This is a genomic window from Rhizobium sp. USDA 4016 (genome assembly GCF_056279705.1).
Map to the genome: position 1 here is coordinate 585,710 of NZ_JBWCCY010000004.1, position 19,281 is coordinate 604,990.

A 19,281-nucleotide genomic window follows, 5' to 3' on the forward strand; every position below is an offset into this window, starting at 1 on the left:
CCGCCAATAGGTTCGGCCCAAACGTCCGTGGGGGTTGTCTGGGCGATCGCTAGCAGGCCGACAGCAGCAAGGATCCTGAGAGCGTGTTCCACTCCAGGATGCAGCGACCAAAAAACGTGTGATTTGAACATATCCGCCTCGCCGAGTTGCTACCAGTGTTGAAGTCAGATCCGGAGGCGTCGATGGCGAAGTAGTGCTGCTGGCTGCCTAGCGTAGCGGACGACTAACTGGCAGCACTACTTACTGTTATATTTTAGACATAGATGACAGCCTCGATTTGACGGAAATAGGTCTTCAATGACCGCGCGCTGACCATGCCGGTGGGCAGATGACCTGACCGAAAGACAGCACATTCGATCGGTGTCCGCGCAGCAGAGGCTTGCCGGATCATTTCCGTTGGGAGATGTTGCCGAACGAACCGGGGAAGCTCCCGAAAGCGCCGGTCCGGATCTGAGCAGGTTGATGCGCTGCACGCAATATGCGCATTTCAGCCCAAAGTGCAGAGGCTTCCGCCCTTAGGACGCAAGCCTTTGGACGTCAATGCGTCGTTCACCGGCAGAAACGGTGATCTCGAAGTGATCGGCCTGCACGACCTCACGAATGTTCCGCGCCCTGTATGCGACAATGTCCACGCCGGCTCTGCGCCGCAGGCTGTCATAAAGTATGCCGGCCCCGCCGTTCGAACGCACTTTCTCACCAAGCGCTTGCGAAGCGGCGTAGCTGGTGCGATCATAGATCTCGGGCCGCAGAACCTGCTCTCCACGAATGTCGAGGTAATCGCCACGCATGATGGCGGAGTAGCTTCTATAGGTGCGCGTCATCTCCGCAACACCGCGCGCAACAGCCTCGCGCCGAAGATGATGACCAACCTCGGCTGCAGCTGTACGGACATCGTCGGCAGCATACCATGCGCCGAGATCGGCGCCGTTAAATCGCATTCCTCCCGGCGCAACATGCAAAAATGCCGCCATCACAATACTCGAATTGGGAGTGCCATAGACCCATTGGTCCTGGGGAAGTCGTTGGATGCGGTCAGCAACCAGACGGTCATTAGTCCAGCCGGCAAGCTCCATCACGGCTTCAAGGTCGGCCGTCGTCGCAATGGAATCGAAAAGCCCGATAGGCGGGAATTTCGATGGGATCAGCCGGTAAGAAGGACGTGGCGCTTGGGCAAAACGATCAGTCACCGGAAGACGATGTCCCCGTCTTCGTACGGCGCGAATGTTTCATCCAGGATGTTCGGATGCATGTAGATTCCACCCCTTGCAGCATCGAGGAATCGACGAACGGTCATCAGCCCGTCCTGGGTTCCGCTCGTCAGAACGCTGAGCGGAGGATGGCCGCCGAAAACAAGCGCTTCATGCGGCGTCCGCAGCCATGCAACGCCGGCGCGTTCGTTAGGAAACAGGATTCCGAGCCCCTGATGAATACCAAGCACGGCCGAGATTCGAATGAGAGTATCGGCGTCCAGAGTGAAGGTACCATGTTCGCGCGCTTGCTTGGCCCAGTTGTGATAAGTGGATCGCGACGGGTAGCCCAGCACAAGCAAGCGTTGTTCTTCGTTCAGCCTCCAGAGATCGGCGATCGCCAAAAAGGTGCGCAGGGCCGGCGCGCTCAGCCTTTTGCGGGTTGCGGGAGCAAATCGGTCCGGGTTGAGGCGCTGCGGCCCATTCTCGTTCTGTTGCTCTGTGCGGCGCGTGCGCAAGATCATAGTCATCGGGTCTCCGTCCGTATTTAGAAATAGTCCAAATCGGGACGGCCGGCAAGTAAGAACTTGAAGGATTGAATCTCAAAGGGTAAGGCCGCTGATACGGTTGGGCGCGGTGATGCTGCCAGATGAAGGACAGGCTCTCCTTGTGCCCATAGTCTTGTCGATGTTTCGTATCCAATGCGGTACTCACGTCATCGACAATGTACGCAAGCACGCGGCCTCTGCGCCGTTGCTACTTCAGTTCGATATGCACATAAGCCTATGCCTCCCGCAGACGGGAGGCAGCACTTTGCAAAAAGTGCGCAAGCGTTTGCAGCGAGCCGGATTCTCAATAGCTTTCATTCACTGGTTTCTCGGTTGATGGCTTCACTGTTGAGGGCTCTATGGTCCGTTTCGGGCCTTTTCTTCCATCGTGTCGAGCACCTCCTCCGGAGTGACGTCATCTGTCAGTTCTTCGACAGTCGGCTCGACCTCAATGCCAAGCTTTTCTGCAATTGCCGATACGATCGTTAGAAGTTGCGTCGCCTCATGTTCGGCCAGAAGTGAAATCTGGAGGTTCAGATCTGATCGCTTGTCATCGGCCTCGGCCATTCTGTTTTGACTGATCATCACGAAAGTCGAGATGAAGATCGCCTCGACGGAGGCAACCATAGCGAGGATTACAAGCGACGGATCGAACTCCGGCAGGAAGGGAAGCAAGCCGACATTGACGAGAATCCAGGCCCCGAAGACGACCGCATGAATATAGACGAAGATCATCGAACCGGCGAAACGGGTAATGGCGATGGCCACTCGATCCTGCCGCGGAGCCCTTTGTTTCTCGGCCTGCCGCCGTCGAAGAAGGGTCTCGATATTGCGGTCAAGGCGTCGTACGACATTTGCCGAGTTTGCTGGTGGCGAGGTCGACATGGACCATTCTCCTCAGTTTGTGAACTGACGGCTCGGCAACGGCGTTCCCGCTGTGCTGCTGCCGGCGGGGCGGAATATCCTCCTCCGAGGCGGCAAACACTTCCTCGCCAGTCTGTGACAGACCGGGCGTCGCCGCTGTTTCCGCAGGCGAAACTGCGAATGGGATCGATTTGCCCCTGTGGCTCGAGCTGCAGCAAGGTGAAAAACAGCGGCCAGAAACAATGCGGCTGCGACAACTGCCCAGCCGGCAAGAAGGCCTTGTTTCGAGGCGAGTGCTTTCATGCCCCTCGTATCGAGTGGTGGTTTCGATCAATCGGTTCTTGTCACAGTTCCATCCTGGCATGGGAACTTCTTTCCGAAAAAGAAAACCATGCACTGTGTTTCAGGTTCCAGTCCGCGGCGAAACGGACGCGACATCTTCAACGCCGACACTTGTTTTGAGTTAATGCCCGCCACAGTGGAAGCACATGAAATTGAAGACTTTTGCCGTGACAGAGCCCATGACCGCTTTCGATCCCATGCAGACTCTCGCCGCCGCTTCGACCGTAAGGTGGAGGCCTTGCCGGCTCCGGCACGCATGACGGACAGTTGCCGTCATCGACTGGAATCGCGAGATGGAAATCAAGACATCCGGCCGCCCCTCGAAGAAAGCTACGAAGGCCTGCGCCGCGCCGCTGGAAAGGCCCGTTCCATGCTGGATTTGGAGCGGAAGTCGGCGCTTTTCGACCTCTCCCGCCAGTACGACGCCTTCGTCCAGTTCGAGCCATCCGATAACGCCCGTAGCGCAAAAGTCGGCTGCTGAAGACGCACCGGAAACATTGCCGTTCGGTCTGTAGTGTGCGAAGTCAGAGATTGTCATTCATCGGCGTGGTAGATGCGATCGATCACTTCCGCGACCGCTAGGAACTCCTCGCAAGCGGTATCATGGCGTTGTTCCCGGGCCGCCAGCTTCCTTGCCCAGTCTACAGCAGCCCGTCCGCCCCATTCGTCGGGCGGCTGGGCAAGGTTTTCCCGCGAGGTGCCCAGCAGCTTGTCTGCGGTGAAGTCGTAGAACGAGCCGTCGACATTTCTGAAGGAGGCGCCTCCCTCGGTACCGAAAAATTCCGCACCGATCATCGCGTCACAGCCCGCCTTAAGCCGCCAGGAGCATGTCAGCCGCACGACTTCGTCGCCGGCAAGCGTCAGCGTGGCAGCCGCGAAGTCTTCGACCTGGCTGCTTCCGTGCGCAAGCCGTTCCCCACGGGCTCTCAACTGGCTCGTGACGGTTTTGACAGACGGAAAATCGAGACACCATAGGGCCATGTCGATAAGGTGGACACCGAGATCGATGAGACAGCCGCCGCCGGAAAGGCTTCTGTCATAGAACCAGGGCTTGTCGGGGCCGTAGGCATTATGGAAGGTCAGATCTGCTGTGAACACCTTTCCGAGCGCGTTCGAGCGAATAAGCTCCTGAATCTGCTGCATGCCTCGCGTGTGCCGATAGGAAAGATCAACACTGAGGAGCCTGTCGGCTGCTCTGGACGCATCTATGACGGCCTGCACTTCGCAGGCCGTCCGTCCCAGCGGTTTCTGGCAAAAGACTGGGACGCCCGCTTCAAGGGCGCGAATGGATTGTGCTGCATGGTGCGCGCTTGGTGTCGCAATCACCACGCCGTCCAACTGCTCGCCAAGCAAATCGTCCAGGTCGACTGCAATCCTGGCCTCGGGTGCCATCGCCTTGGCCTCCCGCGCCATCTCCTCGGCCGGATCGGCGATGACGGCAGCCTTGCCTATGCCGCTGTCGAGAATCGCCTTCATCCGGTGTCGGCCAATCCATCCCACGCCTAGAAAACCGAGCTTCAGTGGCTTGACGGTGACCGCTGCACCTTGCTTCATAACCGTCCCGATCATAAATATTGGACCAGTGCCTTAAGGAAGCCGTCGGGGCGGTCGCGCGTTGCGTCGAGAGCCTCGTCTAGCTTTTCCAGAGGATAGACGTGCGTATAGAGCGATCGAGGATCAATTTTTCCGAGCCGTACGGCCTCTATCGCGTCGCGGATGCCCTGCATGTAGATGGCGGGATCACGCTCGTGGGCGTTGATGACGTCGAGCCCGCGCCAGTTCCAGAGCTGCATGTTGACCTGTCGGGGACCGTCCTGGTGGTACCCGGCAATGATCAGCCGCCCACGCTCCTTTGTCAGTTCGCCAGCGAGATCGAGTGGCCATTGCTTGCCGACGGCTTCGATCACGCAATCACAAAACTTTCCGTCAGTCAGCTTTTGGACGCTCTCGATGATGCGCCAGTGATCGTCCATCAGAACGGTTTCGGCCGCCTTCATCCGTGATGCGACTTCCAGCGCGTAAGGGCGCCGCGAGATCGCGATTACGCGTGCTCCCGCTGCCGTCGCGAGTTGGGTGAGGAGCGCACCGAGAAAGCCGATACCGATGATGGCGACCGTCTGACCGTTCTCGATGTTGGAACGGCGGAAGATGTTCATGGCGCATCCAAGTGGTTCACCCGGAAACGGCTGACCGTCCAGTTCCTTCGGCAGCGGCGCAACCATAGCAGCGTCGGCAATGTCATGGGTGGCGTAGGCGTGATAGGAGAGGATCGCGACGCGGTCTCCAATATCAATCCCTGTTATGTCTTCGCCAACAGCATCGACGATTCCCCAGCCCTCGTGACCGAGCCCGCCGGCCTCCGTCGGGAATGTCATCCATTCGGGTCCCGCCCAGGGCGTCAGGTTCGATGCACAGACGCCGCATCCTTCCAACTTAACTCTGAGCTGGCCTGAATAAGGCTTCGGCAGGGGGCGTGTCTCGACAGCCAATTGTCCGGGACCGGTCACAATTGCGGCGCGCATAAGATCTGCTGCGGGTCCGTGCGCAGTATCCATCAGATATCCTCCAGGACGCATCCTTAAAACTGCGGGGCGTACGAAGAGTTCCGGTAGATGTCAAAGAAGTCATAGATGATGAAGTCAATAAAGATGTCATTGATGAAGGAACTTTTACTTTCGCAGCCGGTTCGTCTGTCGGCTCCGAAAAGAATTCTTCAATGGGACAGATCAAAATGGCGAAGATCTTGATCACGGGCGGGTGCGGCTTCATTGGTCGCCATGTCGCTGAAGAACTCATCGAAAACGGCTATGACGTGCGCATTTTTGATGCACTAATCGATCAAGTGCACGCCGATGCGGAGGTCGCGGTGCCGGAAGGCGCAGAGGTTGTTCGCGGCGATGTGCGGGACAAGGTCGCAGTGCGTGCGGCCCTCGCGAATATCGAAGGTGTGGTTCATCTTGCCGCCGAAGTCGGCGTCGGGCAGTCGATGTACGAGATTGCCCGCTATGTCGGCTGCAACGACCTCGGAACCGCCGTCCTCCTCGAGAACATGCTCGGATTGCCGGTTGGAAAGATTGTCGTCGCCTCCTCGATGAGCGTCTATGGCGAAGGGCTTTATCAGACTTCAGATGGCAGAAAGCTCGGACATATCCGGCGAATGGCGGCTGAGGCAAAACGCGGCCAATGGGATCCTCTTGGTTCGGATGGCAATCCCCTCGTGCCGGTCGCTACGGATGAGGAAAAACCGGTCGATCTGGCGTCCATCTACGCTTTGACGAAATATGCGCAGGAAAGGCAGGTGCTGATCTTCGGAGAAGCTTATGGCCTGCATGCCGTTGCCCTGCGGCTCTTCAACGTCTTCGGCGCCGGGCAGGCACTTTCTAATCCTTATACCGGTGTGCTTGCGAATTTCGGTTCCCGTCTTGCCAACGGACAGCCACCGATGATCTTCGAGGATGGAAGGCAACGTCGCGATTTCGTCCATGTGCGAGATGTCGCGGTGGCTTTCCGCCTGGCCTTGGAGAAGCCAGCAGCCGCCGGCCATGTGATCAATATCGGCAGCGGCCATGCCTATTCGATTTCCGATGTTGCGACACTTCTTGCGGATGCGATGGGCGTGCCGGAAATCGGCCCGAATATCGTGAACAAGGCGCGCTCCGGAGACATCCGTAACTGCTTTGCCGATATTTCCAAAGCCCGCGAATTGCTCGGCTTCGAACCGAAGGATCGCCTCGAGAATTCGCTCCCTCCGTTTGCCGAATGGGTGAGGCGGGTAGGGGCAATCGACCGCGCGGCCGAGATGAAGCGGCAACTGGAAGAGCGGGGCTTGATCTCATGAGCAAAGACGGCTCTCGCGTATCCAGTCAAAAAGAGACAAAGCGGTTCGGCTTCGTCGAGTGGTTCCGGCCGGGGGAACATGAGCGGACCGAAGCGGTCCTTCCGGATATCCTCGCGGGCGGTGCCAGTTATCTTCGCACGCATCTATCCTGGGCGGAGTATCTGGCGCCGGGCGGTCGGGAATGGTTCGATTGGCTGATCCCGAAGGTCGGAAGCGAGATCGATCTTTTACCCTGCATCCATTATACGCCGCCTTCGATGTCGCGGACAGGCCGATCCTCGGGACCGCCGGTCGATCTCAAGTCCTATGCCGATTTCGTCGATCACGTCCTAACGCGCTATGGCAAGTATTTCCGTCACATCGAGCTTTGGAACGAGCCGAACAACTTGCTCGACTGGGACTGGCGACAGGACAGCGATTTCCTGCTCTTCTGCGAGATGGTCGGTGGTGCCGCTTACTGGGCAAAGCAAAGGGGTTACAAGCCGGTGCTCGGCGGGCCATGCCCCTTCGATCCCTATTGGCTGAACCTTATGGGCACGCGAGGCGTGATCGACGTCGTTGACGCAGTCGGCTTCCACGGTTTTCCTGGAACCTGGGACAGCGAGGAAGGGACCTGGGGCGGCTGGGACATGCATCTCGGCGAGATGCGCGGGATCGTCGACCGTTACAATACCGATGCCGAGATCTGGATCACCGAGGCCGGCTACTCCACCTGGCGTAACGACGAGATCGAACAAGCACGGCGCTTCGTCAAAGCCCTCAACGTGCCAGCGGACCGCATGTACTGGTATTCCTGGCGCGACGTGCCGCCTGACGTTCCGGTGCAGGAGGGGTTGTGGTTCGATCCCCGGCATTACCATCTCGGCGCGGTAAGTCATGACAACAAACCCAAGCTTCTGGCCCGTCTGCTCGTGGAAGGGGGTGTAAGAAAAGTGGAAGAGGTAGCCACGCTCGCGGCACCGCATCTTGCCTCTGGTGCTGCACCCATTGTCGTTACGGGCGGCAGTGGCTTCATCGGTTCCAATCTCGCCGACAGTCTGCTGAGCGATGGCGAAGACGTCATCATCCTCGACAATCTGGGCCGACCCGGCGTGGACCAGAATCTTTCCTGGCTTATCGAACGGCATGGCGCACGGGTTCATCCTGTTCTTGCCGATGTTCGCGATCTTTTGGGCATCGAAGCTTCCTTCAAGGATGCCAAAGCGGTCTTCCATTATGCTGCGCAAACGGCCGTGACCACCAGCCTTGTCGATCCGCTCGAGGATTTCGAAACGAATGCCCGCGGCACCCTCAATGTGCTGGAGTCGGTGCGCAAGGCGGGCAGACGGGCGCCGGTTATCTTCGCCAGCACGAATAAGGTCTATGGCGGTCTCGACGATCTGGGCATGGTTGAGCTCAAGGATCGTTATATTCCCGAAAACGAGGTCGTGCGGGCGCAAGGCATTGCCGAGGATCGGCCGCTCGATTTCTGCACGCCTTACGGCTGCTCGAAAGGCGTGGCCGATCAGTATATCCTCGACTATGCCAAGTCCTACGGCATACCGGCTGCCGTCTTGCGCATGAGCTGCATTTATGGCCCTCGTCAGTTCGGCACTGAAGACCAGGGCTGGGTCGCGCATTTTCTAATCCGGGCGCTCGGCGGCGAAGCCATTTCTGTTTATGGTAGCGGCAAACAGGTGCGGGACGTGTTGCATGTGGATGATGCTGTAGCCGCTTATCGGTCGCTGCTCGCCAATATCGCTCGTGTCAGTGGGAATGCCTTCAACCTTGGCGGAGGACCGCCCAACGCCGTCAGCGTCGTAGCGGTGCTGCACGAGATCGAAGAGCTTACCGGACGCCCCGTCGAAACCAGCTTCGGCCCATGGCGCGCCGGCGACCAGTTTTATTTCGTGGCCAATACGCAAAAACTCCAAAGCGAAACCGGCTGGGCGGCCAGCATCGGATGGCGTCGCGGGTTGCGGCACCTTGCCGAATGGCTGATCGCCAACCGTTTCGGCGGCCAGCAGATCCGAAGGGAAAAGCGGAGGGTATCGGCATGATCGGACAGGAGCTAAGCAACAAGCACCGCCGCGTGCTGATGACAGTCGACGCTGTGGGAGGCGTCTGGCGTTACGCCATGGACTTGGCCGCAGCCTTGAAGCCGAACCATACCGAGGTGGTCTTCGCAGGGCTGGGGCCGGCTCCGACGGAGGAAAAGATCGCCGAGGCAAACCGGATCGGCAAGCTTGCCTGGCTGGACGCGCCGCTCGACTGGATGGTGCAGGACGAAAAGGCAGTCGCAGAGGTGCCGCGCCTGATCGTTGATCTCGCTCGCCGAGAAGAGGCTGATCTTCTGCATCTCAATCTGCCGTCGCAGGCGGCGCACATGAAAACCGACCTGCCGGTTGTCCTGGTTTGCCATTCCTGTGTCGTGACATGGTTTGCGGCCGTCCGCAGCAGCGAAGTACCGCGGGATTGGCGGTGGCAATATCGGCTGAACCGGGCCGGTTTCGCACGCGCGAATGCGGTGATTGCCCCAAGCCGCAGCCATGCTGCAGCAATGGATGCGGCCTATGACCAGATACCGAACCTTCAAGTCGTTTATAACTCGAGCGCGCTCGACATGTCCGACGCGCCCAAACAGAATTTCGTTCTTGCCGCCGGGCGTTGGTGGGACGATGGGAAAAACGGCGCCGTGCTGGATGCGGCGGCAGCCGTGGCGCGCTGGCCGGTGATCGCGGCCGGCGAAAGCAACGGCCCCAACGGTCAAACCCTGCAGTTTCGCCATGCCGATCATCGCGGCGAGCTTTCGCACGGGAGGATGATCACCCTGATGCGGCAGGCCGCCGTCGTGGCTTCGCCTTCCCTCTACGAGCCCTTCGGTCTTGCGGCTCTCGAAGCAGCCAGGGGAGGCGCGGCATTGGTTCTTTCCGATATCCCGACCTATCGCGAAATCTGGAATGACGCCGCTTTGTTTGCCGACCCGTATCGTCCTCACTCTTTTGCTGATGCCTTCAATGGTCTTGCCGTTGATCCGCAGCAGCGCGCTGCGCTCGGCCTCAAGGGCGCGCGCGCGGTCTGCCCGGTTTGGCCTTAAGGCACAGGCGGAGGCGATGCTCGCGATCTACTCTGGCATGCACGACCGGGCGTTTTCAACAGCAGCGGAGTAATCATGAAGTTCGTTTTCTATACTCACTCGCTTGTTTCCGACTGGAACCATGGCAATGCGCATTTTCTTCGCGGCGTCATGCGCGATCTTCAGCGGCGCGGTCATGAAACGCTGGCGTTGGAGGCGAAAAATGCGTGGAGCCGTGCCAACCTCGTCGAGGATCAGGGACAGGTTGCAGTCGAGAGGTTTCACGAGACCTTCCCGCAGCACCGCTCGCAGATCTACGGTAAGGACTTCGATCACGAAGCCGAGCTTGCCGATGCCGATGTCGTCATCGTCCACGAGTGGACGGAACCCCAATTGGTCGAGTGTCTCGGCCGCATCCGGCGCAACGGTTCGACCTTCACCCTGCTTTTCCACGATACGCATCATCGAGCAGTCTCCGCCGAAGGCGAGATCGCCGGACTAATGCTTGACGACTACGATGGCGTGCTGGCCTTTGGGCAGACGTTGCGCGAACGGTATCTTCGTGCAGGTTGGGGAAAATCTGTATTCACCTGGCATGAGGCCGCGGACGATGCCCTGTTTCGACCACTGCCGGAAATCGAAAAAATCGGAGACCTCATCTGGATCGGCAACTGGGGCGATGGTGAACGATCAGCCGAGATCGGTGAATTCCTCATCCATCCAGCCCGTGATCTCCGCCTGAACACGACGGTTCGCGGCGTCCGTTATCCCAATGATGCGCTCGAGGCCCTTGGCAATGCCGGTATCGCTTATGGCGGCTGGCTTGCCAACGCGGATGTCTCGCTCGCCTTTGCTCGCCACAAGGTCACGGTGCACATTCCGCGGCGGCCTTATGTCGAGCATCTGCCGGGCATCCCGACCATCCGTGTCTTCGAGGCGCTCGCTTGCGGAATACCCCTGATCTCGGCGCCATGGGACGATGCTGAACGCCTCTTCAGATCGGGCAAGGACTATCTTCTCGTTCGTGACGGCGAGGAGATGAAGAATAGCCTGCGTGAAGTCCTCAGCGATGCCGATCGGGCCGCGAGCCTGACCGCGGCCGGCCTCGAAACGATCAAGGCGCGCCATACCTGCCGGCACCGCGTCGACGAGCTTTGCACCATCCTGAAGCACTGCGGCACGAGCAAGGTTACCCAGAGCTTGCGGGAGGCAGCCGAATGAAAATCGCTTTTTATGGTTCCAGTCTCGTCTCCGCTTATTGGAATGGTGCAGCCACCTATTATCGCGGCCTGCTGCGGGCGTTGGCGGAGAAGGGATATGAGATCACGTTCTACGAGCCCGATGTATACGATCGGCAGAAGTACCGGGACATGGACCCGCCGGACTGGTGCAGGGTCGTCGTCTATGAAGGGACGATCGACGCCTTGAAGGCGGCAAGCGGCCATGCGGCTGAGGCGGAGATCGTGGTAAAGGCAAGCGGCGTCGGTTTTCAAGACGATCTGCTGCTGGAAGAAGTGCTTTGCAACGCATCGCCGCGGGCACTGAAAATCTTCTGGGACGTCGATGCGCCCGCAACGCTCGCCGAACTCAAGGCCGACCCCGATCATCCGCTGCGCCGGGCACTTCCCAAAATCGATCTCGTGCTCACCTATGGCGGGGGCGATCCGGTCGTGAACGCATATCGCTCCGTAGGAGCGGCCGAATGCGCGCCGATCTACAATGCATTGGACCCGCAAACCCATCATCCGGTGCCGGAGGACAGCCGCTTTGCCGCCGATCTCGGTTTTCTCGGCAATCGTCTGCCGGACCGGGAGGCGCGGGTCGAGCATTTCTTCCTGGACCCTGCGTCTCGTCTGCCGGGCCGGACGTTCCTGCTCGGTGGTTCAGGCTGGCAGGACAAGCCAATGTCGTCCAATGTCTGCTATATCGGCCATGTGCCGACGCGGGATCACAACGCCTTCAACGTGACCCCCATGGCGGTTCTAAACATATCGCGCGCCAGCATGGCGGAGAATGGTTTCTCGCCCGCGACACGCGTCTTCGAGGCGGCCGGCGCCGGCGCCTGTCTCATCACCGACCATTGGGAAGGAATAGAACTCTTCCTGAAGCCCGACGAAGAAATCCTGGTCGCGCGCGACGGACAGGATGTGGCGGCCTTGATCGCCGGCCTGTCCCGCCAATCCGCAGCCAAGATCGGGAAGAGGGCGCGCATGCGCGTCCTGGCCGATCACACTTATTCTCATCGCGCTGGAGCGGTGGATGAAATTTTCCGCGCCCGTCGCGGCGCGCGGATGGAGGCAGCCTTATGACGAGACCGCTCGACATCGTCTTCCTCGGGCTTTCGCTTTCGTCCTCCTGGGGAAACGGCCATGCCACGACCTATCGTGCCCTCATCAAAGGCCTGCGGCAGGACGGCCACCGGGTTCTATTCCTCGAGCGAGACGTGCCCTGGTACGCCAGCCACCGCGACCTTGCTTCGCCGGATTTCTGCGAACTCGCCTATTATTCCGATATCGACTCCATGATCGAACTTTATCGGGAAAGGCTGCGCCAGGCTGATGCCGTGATCGTAGGTTCCTATGTTCCCGATGGTGTGGCGCTCATCGGCGAACTTGATGCCTTGGAGCCGAAACGCCTCTGCTTCTACGACATCGATACGCCCGTCACGTTGGCAAAGCTCGATCGTGGCGATGAGGAATATCTGACGCTGAAGCAGGTTCCTCTGTTCAACGCCTATCTCTCCTTTTCCGGAGGAGAGGTGCTGGCCCTGTTGGAACGGAGATACGGCGCGAGGAAGGCTATCGCGCTCTATTGCTCGGTGGATGAAGACTGCTATGCCAATACCGGCGAGGCCCGATCCTGGGATCTCGGCTATCTCGGAACATATAGCCCGGACCGTCAGCCGACCCTGGAATGTCTTCTCCTGGAGCCGGCGCGCCGCTTGCCGTCAATGCGCTTCATCGTCGCCGGACCACAATATCCTGCAGAGATCGACTGGCCGGCGAATGTGGAGCGCATCGAGCACCTGGCACCTGCCGATCATGCAAGCTTCTACAGTCGGCAGCGCTTCACGTTGAATGTAACGCGCAGCGACATGATCGCCGCCGGCTGGTCGCCGAGCGTGCGCCTCTTCGAAGCCGCCGCCTGCGCAACGCCGATCATTAGCGATTTTTGGCGGGGGCTAGAGGAGTTGCTGCCGGATGGCGAGGCTTTGATCATCGCGCGCGGAGAGGAGGATGTCGTAGCGGCGCTGACGGAACTTTCCGACAGCGCCCGTGCGGCGATCGCCGCTGCCGCCAGGAAACGTGTGATGCGGCGCCATACCGGTGCCGCACGCGCTGGCGAACTCGTCCAGGCGCTTTCGGGACTGCCAGCAAATCCAGCTTATCAACGCATCTCGGCGTGAAGGAGAGTATCCATGCGGCAAGGAAATCTTCGCGAAAAAGGCAAGACTGTTTTGGTGGCGGGCGGAGCCGGCTTTGTCGGTTCGCATCTCTGCGATGCGCTCCTCGCCCGTGGCTATCCCGTCATTTGCGTCGACAGTTATATCTCCGGCTCGCGGGACAATGTCCGGCCGTTGACGAACCATCCGCGTTTCCGGCTCATCGAGCAGGACGTTTGCGAGTTTCTGGAAATAGACGAGCCGGTAGACCAGATCTACAATCTGGCCTGCGCCGCATCCCCGCCGCGATATCAGGCGGATCCCGTCCACACGATGATGACCTGCGTCGCCGGCACGGGGAACCTGCTTGCCCTTGCCGAACAGCACAAAGCCTCCTTCCTGCAGGCTTCGACGAGCGAGGTCTATGGCGACCCGGCCGAACATCCGCAGCGGGAGGACTATCGCGGCAATGTCAGCTGCACAGGACCGCGCGCTTGCTACGATGAGGGAAAGCGCGCAGCGGAAGCTCTTTGCTTCGACATGCTGCGTGCCAGTCGCGTGGATGCGCGGGTCGCCCGCATATTCAACACCTACGGGCCGCGCATGCAGGCGAATGATGGGCGGATCGTCTCCAATCTGATCGTGCAGGCGCTTTCGGGAAAGCCCCTCACCATCTATGGAAGCGGCATGCAGACCCGCTCGTTCTGCTATGTCAGCGATCTTGTGGGTGGTCTGATGGCGCTCATGGACGTCGAGCCCAATCCGCGCATGCCGGTCAATCTCGGCAATCCGGGTGAATTTACCATCAATGAGCTTGCCGAGATGATCCGTTCGATGGTGCCGACCCGTTCGGCGATCATCTATAAGCCGCTGCCGAAGGATGACCCGCAGCGTCGCCGGCCGGATATTTCCCGTGCGAGCGAACTGCTCGACTGGCAGCCGACTGTGCCACTTCTCGAAGGGCTCGGGAATACAATCGACTGGTTTGCCTACAACCTTCGCGATCGCAAACAGCGACGGGCGGCAACGCCGCGTCGTCATCGCAGCACGGTTGTTTCACAATCGGTCTCCGCGCAAAACTGACTTGAACGGATCCAAGCGATGAGGGACCTAACGCTCAAACGTCGCATCAGCGAACTCGGCCCCTGGTTTCAGAACATGCGGCTCGGTGAGGTTGAAACCGCCCCCGATCATTTTCTCGGCGACTATCCCGCGTTCAAATGGCAAGGCTTCAAGCATGTCGTGCCGGAGGATCTGGGCGGGCGCAGCGTTCTCGATATCGGCTGCAATGCAGGTTTTTATGCGATCGAGATGAAGCGGCGCAACGCCGGGCGGGTGCTCGGCGTCGATTCCGATCCGCGCTATCTCGCGCAGGCACGTTTTGCCGCCGATCATTTCGGCTTCGACGTCGAATTCGAGCAGATGTCGGTTTACGATGTGCCGAAGCTCGGGGAGACCTTTGACCTGGTGCTCTTCATGGGCGTGCTTTATCACCTCCGCCATCCGTTGCTGGCCCTCGATCTCCTCTACGAACACGTGGTCGGCGATTTGATGCTGTTTCAATGCCTGCAGCGCGGCGACGAGCGGATCGCCACACTGGAAGAAGATTATGACTTTTCGGAATGGGCGGTGTTCGATCGGCCGGATTTTCCCAAATTGTTCTTCGTCGAGAAGCGTTATGCCGCTGATCCCACCAATTGGTTCATTCCCAACAAGGCCGCGGTCGAAGCGATGCTGCGCAGTTCCGGGTTCGTGATAGAGGCCAATCCCGAGCGGGAAGTTTATCTCTGCCGCCGAGGGCGGCGACCGTACATGGTCGAGCCACAGCCTATGTAAGGCAGGCGTTCATGGGCGATCCCGCTTGTTTCCTTCTCGATCTGTTAACCGCACCGCATCCGCCTTTCGCGTCCGGCGATCCCGTACCGACGCCGGAAGACGCCAAGCACGGCAGCCAGGTATTTGCCGCGGGTGGTGTTGCCTCCTGTCTTCACCGGGCCAGCCCGACCCGAAGAGCAAGCGAGGCAGCTCGAGACGAGGCTACTTGTTCAGATCCTTTGCCATCTGCAGGTGATGCTCGAGAGCAGGGCGTGTCTTAGCGGCCCAGGCTTTCAACTCGGCGTTCTCGCCTTCATCGCCATACCGCTGGAACAGGTCGACGGCGTCCTCGTGTACTGATTCCTGATCTGAATGGTATTGCTTTGTGAAATCGGCTCCCTTCAAACCCCGGAGCTTTTCCAGCATGTCCTGTTTTGAAGAAGTGATGGCGGTCGGGAGTGTCGCCTGAACCTTGCCACCGCTCAGTAGCCCGTTGAGCTCTTCGGTCGTTTTTGTATGGTCGGTCATCATCTGTTGGGCGAAGGCCTTGGTCGGTCCGTCCGCCCGCTCCAGCGCAAGCTTGCTCGACTCGATTTCGAACATGTCGCTCGTCGCGGCCTCCTGCACAAAATCCTGGGTGCTCGGCGCCACTCCAATCAGGCTGTTGACGCCGGTTTTTTCGGTAGCCGATTGCGCGAGAACAGGGCTTGCGATCAGAAGTACGATCGAGGCAGTGGCGAAGCGGTTCATGGGGATCTCCTTGAGACTATCTTCAGTGTGCTCCCAACTCGGCATGCGCCGAACTGTTCCCGAAGTTGTCTAACGACTGTTTTCTTCGGGAGCGGTTATGAAAGTGCGCGGAATGCTCTTGGTCGGCACTTCGCGATAGAGTTGGCCACATATCGTCAGCGATCGGCGCATGGCGGCTATGCGATCTTCGGCATCTTCGAAGGAGTAGGCCCATATGTCGGTCGCCCAGATCTTTCCGTTCATCTTGTATTCCAAAGCGAATCTGAACATTGGGCGTTCGTCACCGTCGACGATCACGAATGGCATATCCGGATCGTTATCGCCTTTCCTGATTTTCTTAAGCTCCAGGACTTGCACTGGCTGCTCCTTGGGATTGCAGATGACATTGCGCATGCGCATTCGATTCGCTCGGTCCCTGAGATGCGCAAGGCTTGTAAGCTCGTTCAATTCACCTTGCGGCCCTCGGATGCCTCGTCAATGAATGACCAGATTTGTCTCTTCGGCTGCGGCCTGAAATTCAATACGGGCATCTTCAGGATTGATTCGCCCTTCGACCGCTCCCTTGCAGGCTTTTTTGCCCTGATGAAACGAGCGCCGGAGCGATTGGGCCACATATCGGTCAAGCAGATCAGCGTTCTGCGGCTATGGCAACAAGCTTTTTTCAGGCGACGCTTGAAAGGCACTCAACGATCCATATGGTCATCAGACGCTCCCTCGTCGTTCAATGGAACGCAGGAACTTGCTGATTTTTCATAGGAACGTATCTGCTGAAAGCCAGCCGTGCACGCATGGAAAACTTGATTTCTTCTAAGCGCGGTTCAACCGGCAGCGGAACAACGTGAGCCTTTCTGATGCTCACCTACATGCCCGACACCAATATCTGCATCTATGTGATGAAGACCTACCCGCTGGAGCTACCGCATGAATTCAACACGCTGGCCGAACAGCTTTGTATATCGAGCATCACGCTCGGAGAATTGCATTACAGGGCGGAAAAATCGGCTCGCCGCATCGAGGACCTGATTGCGATCGAGCATTTCGTGGCGCGGCTGGAGGAGCTGCCTTTCGGAGACAAGGCGGCGGCGCCCTACGGGCGGGTCCGGGCCGAGCTTGAGCGAGCCAGAACGCCTTGCGGTTCCCATGACATGCTGATTGGCGGCCATGCTCGCAGCGAAGGATTGATCGTCGTCACCAACTACATGCGGGAGTTCGCCTGAATACCGGGTGTCCGGGCGGAAAACTGGGTGTAATCTTCAACCGTTGACCAACGTTGAGCATTGGTGGTTCGCCCGCCCTGCGAGCGGCCGACAGCCCTCAAATTCGCAACCCGCAAATGCAGAAGATTTGCCGCCAGATTTCAGAAGGAACGGCTTCGCGGGTGCGCCATGCACAAGGGCATAGCCTGCAATGGCGGCGGGAACCGCGAAGATCACGGCGATGGCAAAGGCGCAGGATCGGTGAGCGCAGCGCGACCGCGCCGACTATCTGGCTCAGGTGACAAAGGCGAAGCAATTGCTCTTAATTAAGGCGCTATAAGTCGCCAGTGATTTCACCTTACGCAGGGTTTTAACTCCCCTGGAAGCTGCGAATTTTCTCCAGGATCTCCGGGGCGATCTCAAACCGTCGCGCCTTGCCGCGCCCCATCGAGTTCTTCACGAAGCTCTCCGTCAGCAGCCCGCGCCGAACCAACGGGTCTACCGTTTCGGTTACGCCGGTGCGCGTCAAACCGGTGGTTTCGACGATATTTGAAAGCGTTAGCGGCTGATGTCCCTGGTGCATGATGTAGAGGACACTCATCATGCCGATCTGCTTCAACCGCGACTGAGGCGTTTCATCCTCCAGCGGATTGTCAAAAATCTCGTGGAAGATGAAGGCTGAAAAGGCAAGGTTGTGCCATTGAACGTTGAGTGCTCTTGTCATCTGTTTAACTGCATAATATAAGGCTGTATAAATTTCCAGACGACACAGGCGCCGGCGGGCATCGTTGGCGTGTTGATTGCGGAGGGACGGCTCATGAAAAACCTTCTGATCAGGACGTTCGTGGCTCTTCTCAATATCTCGCCATCATATCTCATTTCAGGGAGTCATGCGCGGGCCGATGATTGGGGATGCGAGGTTATCCTATGCCTTTCCAATCCCGGCGGCGCAACGCAATTTACCGAATGCCGCCCGCCGATTGAGAAACTGTGGAGAGAACTTGCAAAGGGCAACGAATTCCCGAGCTGCAACGGCCATGACTTTACGGCATCTCCGCCCGGATACGCCCCTTACTATTGCGACAAAGGCTACCGCTTAACGACGCGATACAGCGATCGCGGACGGCAGGTAAGCTGCATCTCGACCACACCGCAGACTGTCTCAAACAATGAATGCTACCCAGACAGCGAGCGCGGAGTTCTTTCATCCGCCTGGCACTGGAATGACGGGCAGCGACAGTGCCGGCGCTACGTTACAATGCGGCCGCATATGCGCGCGAGGCCGCACTACGTCGACGTCACCATTGACGGGGTCGGAAACCAAAGGGTGTGGTACTAAGCAATGCCAGTCGCCTTCGTCGATCTTGCGCAGGCATGCGCTCCCAACATTGCGATCGAGACGATTGCTGCAGTTGTTAGCCTGGAGAGCAGTTTTCAGCCCTATGCGATCCGCATCAACAGTGGCCCGCCGCTTTCGGATCGGCCGGCATCGAAGGCGAAGGCAATTGAGCTCGCCACTTCCCTCGTTGCGGCTCACCAGGACATCCAGATCGGTCTTGGCGGTCTCGGCTTGGAGGAACTGCACAAGCTGAAGCTTTCCATATCGGATGCATTCGATCCCTGCATGAACCTCAAGGCCACCGCCACTCTTCTCGATGGGTATTATCGCCGTGCCTTGCGCGCAGGCGCCGATGCGGCGCAAGCGGAAAACATCATGCTTCAGTCTCATTACGGTCGAGACGATCCGTCGCTGGGCAAACTGGTCGGATATGACGAGCAGGTCCGCCAGGAAATGGTCCGGCTGTCCCCCAAACTGGCATCGCTTTCCATTGCCGAGCCGCGCATTGAAGCTCGCTTCGAGAAACCCGCAGACATTCAGGATGTGTCAGCGGTCGCAAAACGCCTTCCCCAAGTCGATGAGACCGCCTCATGGGACGTCTTCAATTCCCGGCGGCGATCTTCGGTTCTCGTGTTTCAGAATGATCGATCGGAGCAAAGTGAATGACTTCAAAATCCAATCTTCGCCCTGTCGCTGCCTCTGCCTTGATGGCCGCAGCCATCGTTGCATGCATGGTCGAACCGGCCTTCGCCCAGGCCGCAGGCATCGAAACCGTCCTGCAGAATATCGTCGATATGCTGACCGGCAACATCGCCCGCCTGCTTGCGGTCATCGCCGTGATCATCATCTGCATCGCCTGGATGTTCGGCTACATGGATCTGCGCCGTGCCGGCTACTGGATCATCGGCATCGGGGGGATCTTCGGTGCCACCGAACTGGTGAACACCATCGTCGGGAGCTGAGCG

General features: G+C 58.8%; 21 protein-coding genes. 14 read left to right on the forward strand and 7 right to left on the reverse strand.

Annotated elements, in window-relative coordinates; all coding sequences use genetic code 11:
- Positions 1 to 515: 515 nt before the first annotated feature.
- The 3 genes from ACZ9DP_RS18180 to ACZ9DP_RS18190 all read right to left on the reverse strand — a co-directional run bounded on the left by ACZ9DP_RS18180 (position 516) and on the right by ACZ9DP_RS18190 (position 2,620).
- Positions 516 to 1,187, reverse strand: coding sequence for an RES family NAD+ phosphorylase (locus ACZ9DP_RS18180; RefSeq protein WP_476203136.1), 672 nt, complete (start codon positions 1,185 to 1,187; stop codon positions 516 to 518).
- Positions 1,184 to 1,705 (reverse strand): antitoxin Xre/MbcA/ParS toxin-binding domain-containing protein, encoded by a 522-nt coding sequence (locus ACZ9DP_RS18185; RefSeq protein ID WP_476203137.1) that lies wholly within the window; start codon positions 1,703 to 1,705, stop codon positions 1,184 to 1,186. Before ACZ9DP_RS18185 ends, ACZ9DP_RS18180 begins: the two co-directional genes overlap by 4 nt.
- A gap of 387 nt (positions 1,706 to 2,092) precedes the next feature.
- Positions 2,093 to 2,620, reverse strand: coding sequence for a DUF1003 domain-containing protein (locus ACZ9DP_RS18190; protein WP_476203138.1), 528 nt, complete (start codon positions 2,618 to 2,620; stop codon positions 2,093 to 2,095).
- 280 nt (positions 2,621 to 2,900) lie between these two features.
- Between ACZ9DP_RS18190 and ACZ9DP_RS18195 the strand changes: the two genes are divergently transcribed.
- Positions 2,901 to 3,422, forward strand: a complete 522-nt coding sequence (locus tag ACZ9DP_RS18195) for a hypothetical protein (RefSeq protein WP_476203139.1) — start codon at positions 2,901 to 2,903, stop codon at positions 3,420 to 3,422.
- 53 nt (positions 3,423 to 3,475) lie between these two features.
- Here the strand turns inward: ACZ9DP_RS18195 and ACZ9DP_RS18200 are convergent, their stop codons facing one another.
- Both ACZ9DP_RS18200 and ACZ9DP_RS18205 read right to left on the reverse strand, forming a co-directional pair.
- Positions 3,476 to 4,495, reverse strand: coding sequence for a Gfo/Idh/MocA family protein (locus ACZ9DP_RS18200; protein WP_476203140.1), 1,020 nt, complete (start codon positions 4,493 to 4,495; stop codon positions 3,476 to 3,478).
- Positions 4,496 to 4,506: 11 nt separating this feature from the next.
- A complete protein-coding gene (locus tag ACZ9DP_RS18205; RefSeq protein ID WP_476203141.1) occupies positions 4,507 to 5,496 on the reverse strand; it encodes an MDR/zinc-dependent alcohol dehydrogenase-like family protein in 990 nt (329 codons plus the stop codon).
- A gap of 176 nt (positions 5,497 to 5,672) precedes the next feature.
- Between ACZ9DP_RS18205 and ACZ9DP_RS18210 the strand changes: the two genes are divergently transcribed.
- The 8 genes from ACZ9DP_RS18210 (at position 5,673) to ACZ9DP_RS18245 (ending at position 15,052) form a co-directional block, all read left to right on the forward strand.
- The gene (locus ACZ9DP_RS18210) at positions 5,673 to 6,779 is read left to right on the forward strand and encodes an NAD-dependent epimerase/dehydratase family protein (RefSeq protein ID WP_476203142.1); all 1,107 of its coding nucleotides are present in this window, start codon (positions 5,673 to 5,675) and stop codon (positions 6,777 to 6,779) included.
- Positions 6,776 to 8,818, forward strand: coding sequence for an NAD-dependent epimerase/dehydratase family protein (locus ACZ9DP_RS18215; RefSeq protein WP_476203143.1), 2,043 nt, complete (start codon positions 6,776 to 6,778; stop codon positions 8,816 to 8,818). Before ACZ9DP_RS18210 ends, ACZ9DP_RS18215 begins: the two co-directional genes overlap by 4 nt.
- Entirely contained in the window at positions 8,815 to 9,855 is a 1,041-nt protein-coding gene (locus ACZ9DP_RS18220) for a glycosyltransferase family 4 protein (RefSeq protein ID WP_476203144.1), read from the forward strand. The genes ACZ9DP_RS18215 and ACZ9DP_RS18220 overlap by 4 nt, the downstream gene beginning before the upstream one ends.
- Before the next feature lie 75 nt (positions 9,856 to 9,930).
- Complete coding sequence (locus ACZ9DP_RS18225) at positions 9,931 to 11,055, forward strand: CgeB family protein (protein WP_476203145.1); 1,125 nt, start codon at positions 9,931 to 9,933, stop codon at positions 11,053 to 11,055.
- Positions 11,052 to 12,143, forward strand: coding sequence for a CgeB family protein (locus ACZ9DP_RS18230; protein ID WP_476203146.1), 1,092 nt, complete (start codon positions 11,052 to 11,054; stop codon positions 12,141 to 12,143). The genes ACZ9DP_RS18225 and ACZ9DP_RS18230 overlap by 4 nt, the downstream gene beginning before the upstream one ends.
- A complete protein-coding gene (locus ACZ9DP_RS18235; protein WP_476203147.1) occupies positions 12,140 to 13,240 on the forward strand; it encodes a CgeB family protein in 1,101 nt (366 codons plus the stop codon). The genes ACZ9DP_RS18230 and ACZ9DP_RS18235 overlap by 4 nt, the downstream gene beginning before the upstream one ends.
- A gap of 12 nt (positions 13,241 to 13,252) precedes the next feature.
- Entirely contained in the window at positions 13,253 to 14,299 is a 1,047-nt protein-coding gene (locus ACZ9DP_RS18240) for a UDP-glucuronic acid decarboxylase family protein (protein ID WP_476203148.1), read from the forward strand.
- Between the two features lie 18 nt (positions 14,300 to 14,317).
- Positions 14,318 to 15,052, forward strand: coding sequence for a TIGR04290 family methyltransferase (locus ACZ9DP_RS18245; RefSeq protein ID WP_476203149.1), 735 nt, complete (start codon positions 14,318 to 14,320; stop codon positions 15,050 to 15,052).
- A gap of 201 nt (positions 15,053 to 15,253) precedes the next feature.
- Here ACZ9DP_RS18245 and ACZ9DP_RS18250 read toward each other — a convergent pair whose 3' ends face one another.
- Complete coding sequence (locus tag ACZ9DP_RS18250) at positions 15,254 to 15,781, reverse strand: DUF4142 domain-containing protein (RefSeq protein ID WP_476203150.1); 528 nt, start codon at positions 15,779 to 15,781, stop codon at positions 15,254 to 15,256.
- A 141-nt stretch (positions 15,782 to 15,922) separates the two neighbouring features.
- On the opposite strand from ACZ9DP_RS18250, the gene ACZ9DP_RS18255 reads away from it, so the two are divergent.
- Positions 15,923 to 16,537 (forward strand): hypothetical protein, encoded by a 615-nt coding sequence (locus ACZ9DP_RS18255; RefSeq protein ID WP_476203151.1) that lies wholly within the window; start codon positions 15,923 to 15,925, stop codon positions 16,535 to 16,537.
- A gap of 95 nt (positions 16,538 to 16,632) precedes the next feature.
- Complete coding sequence (locus ACZ9DP_RS18260; RefSeq protein WP_476203152.1) at positions 16,633 to 16,998, forward strand: PIN domain-containing protein; 366 nt, start codon at positions 16,633 to 16,635, stop codon at positions 16,996 to 16,998.
- 349 nt (positions 16,999 to 17,347) lie between these two features.
- Here the strand turns inward: ACZ9DP_RS18260 and ACZ9DP_RS18265 are convergent, their stop codons facing one another.
- The gene (locus ACZ9DP_RS18265; RefSeq protein WP_194727963.1) at positions 17,348 to 17,701 is read right to left on the reverse strand and encodes a MarR family transcriptional regulator; all 354 of its coding nucleotides are present in this window, start codon (positions 17,699 to 17,701) and stop codon (positions 17,348 to 17,350) included.
- A gap of 93 nt (positions 17,702 to 17,794) precedes the next feature.
- Here ACZ9DP_RS18265 and ACZ9DP_RS18270 point away from each other — a divergent pair, with 93 nt between their 5' ends.
- Genes ACZ9DP_RS18270 through ACZ9DP_RS18280 form a run of 3 tightly spaced genes read left to right on the forward strand, consistent with a single transcriptional unit; the run spans position 17,795 to position 19,278 of the window.
- Positions 17,795 to 18,316 (forward strand): hypothetical protein, encoded by a 522-nt coding sequence (locus ACZ9DP_RS18270; protein WP_476203153.1) that lies wholly within the window; start codon positions 17,795 to 17,797, stop codon positions 18,314 to 18,316.
- A gap of 3 nt (positions 18,317 to 18,319) precedes the next feature.
- Entirely contained in the window at positions 18,320 to 18,982 is a 663-nt protein-coding gene (locus ACZ9DP_RS18275; RefSeq protein WP_476203154.1) for a transglycosylase SLT domain-containing protein, read from the forward strand.
- Positions 18,979 to 19,278: a TrbC/VirB2 family protein gene (locus tag ACZ9DP_RS18280; protein WP_476203155.1), complete on the forward strand. Its 300-nt coding sequence runs from the start codon at positions 18,979 to 18,981 to the stop codon at positions 19,276 to 19,278. Before ACZ9DP_RS18275 ends, ACZ9DP_RS18280 begins: the two co-directional genes overlap by 4 nt.
- The last annotated feature ends 3 nt before the right edge of the window (positions 19,279 to 19,281 follow it).

Coding starts and splice junctions, on each gene's coding strand:
- ACZ9DP_RS18245 (WP_476203149.1), top strand. CDS start 14,318: ATGAGGGACCTAACGCTCAAACGTCGCATCAGCGAACTCGGCCCCTGG.
- ACZ9DP_RS18235 (WP_476203147.1), top strand. CDS start 12,140: ATGACGAGACCGCTCGACATCGTCTTCCTCGGGCTTTCGCTTTCGTCC.
- ACZ9DP_RS18250 (WP_476203150.1), bottom strand. CDS start 15,781: ATGAACCGCTTCGCCACTGCCTCGATCGTACTTCTGATCGCAAGCCCT.
- ACZ9DP_RS18240 (WP_476203148.1), top strand. CDS start 13,253: ATGCGGCAAGGAAATCTTCGCGAAAAAGGCAAGACTGTTTTGGTGGCG.
- ACZ9DP_RS18205 (WP_476203141.1), bottom strand. CDS start 5,496: ATGGATACTGCGCACGGACCCGCAGCAGATCTTATGCGCGCCGCAATT.
- ACZ9DP_RS18260 (WP_476203152.1), top strand. CDS start 16,633: ATGCTCACCTACATGCCCGACACCAATATCTGCATCTATGTGATGAAG.
- ACZ9DP_RS18215 (WP_476203143.1), top strand. CDS start 6,776: ATGAGCAAAGACGGCTCTCGCGTATCCAGTCAAAAAGAGACAAAGCGG.
- ACZ9DP_RS18230 (WP_476203146.1), top strand. CDS start 11,052: ATGAAAATCGCTTTTTATGGTTCCAGTCTCGTCTCCGCTTATTGGAAT.
- ACZ9DP_RS18225 (WP_476203145.1), top strand. CDS start 9,931: ATGAAGTTCGTTTTCTATACTCACTCGCTTGTTTCCGACTGGAACCAT.
- ACZ9DP_RS18210 (WP_476203142.1), top strand. CDS start 5,673: ATGGCGAAGATCTTGATCACGGGCGGGTGCGGCTTCATTGGTCGCCAT.
- ACZ9DP_RS18200 (WP_476203140.1), bottom strand. CDS start 4,495: ATGAAGCAAGGTGCAGCGGTCACCGTCAAGCCACTGAAGCTCGGTTTT.
- ACZ9DP_RS18275 (WP_476203154.1), top strand. CDS start 18,320: ATGCCAGTCGCCTTCGTCGATCTTGCGCAGGCATGCGCTCCCAACATT.
- ACZ9DP_RS18220 (WP_476203144.1), top strand. CDS start 8,815: ATGATCGGACAGGAGCTAAGCAACAAGCACCGCCGCGTGCTGATGACA.
- ACZ9DP_RS18280 (WP_476203155.1), top strand. CDS start 18,979: ATGACTTCAAAATCCAATCTTCGCCCTGTCGCTGCCTCTGCCTTGATG.
- ACZ9DP_RS18270 (WP_476203153.1), top strand. CDS start 17,795: ATGAAAAACCTTCTGATCAGGACGTTCGTGGCTCTTCTCAATATCTCG.
- ACZ9DP_RS18190 (WP_476203138.1), bottom strand. CDS start 2,620: ATGTCGACCTCGCCACCAGCAAACTCGGCAAATGTCGTACGACGCCTT.
- ACZ9DP_RS18195 (WP_476203139.1), top strand. CDS start 2,901: ATGCCCCTCGTATCGAGTGGTGGTTTCGATCAATCGGTTCTTGTCACA.
- ACZ9DP_RS18265 (WP_194727963.1), bottom strand. CDS start 17,701: ATGACAAGAGCACTCAACGTTCAATGGCACAACCTTGCCTTTTCAGCC.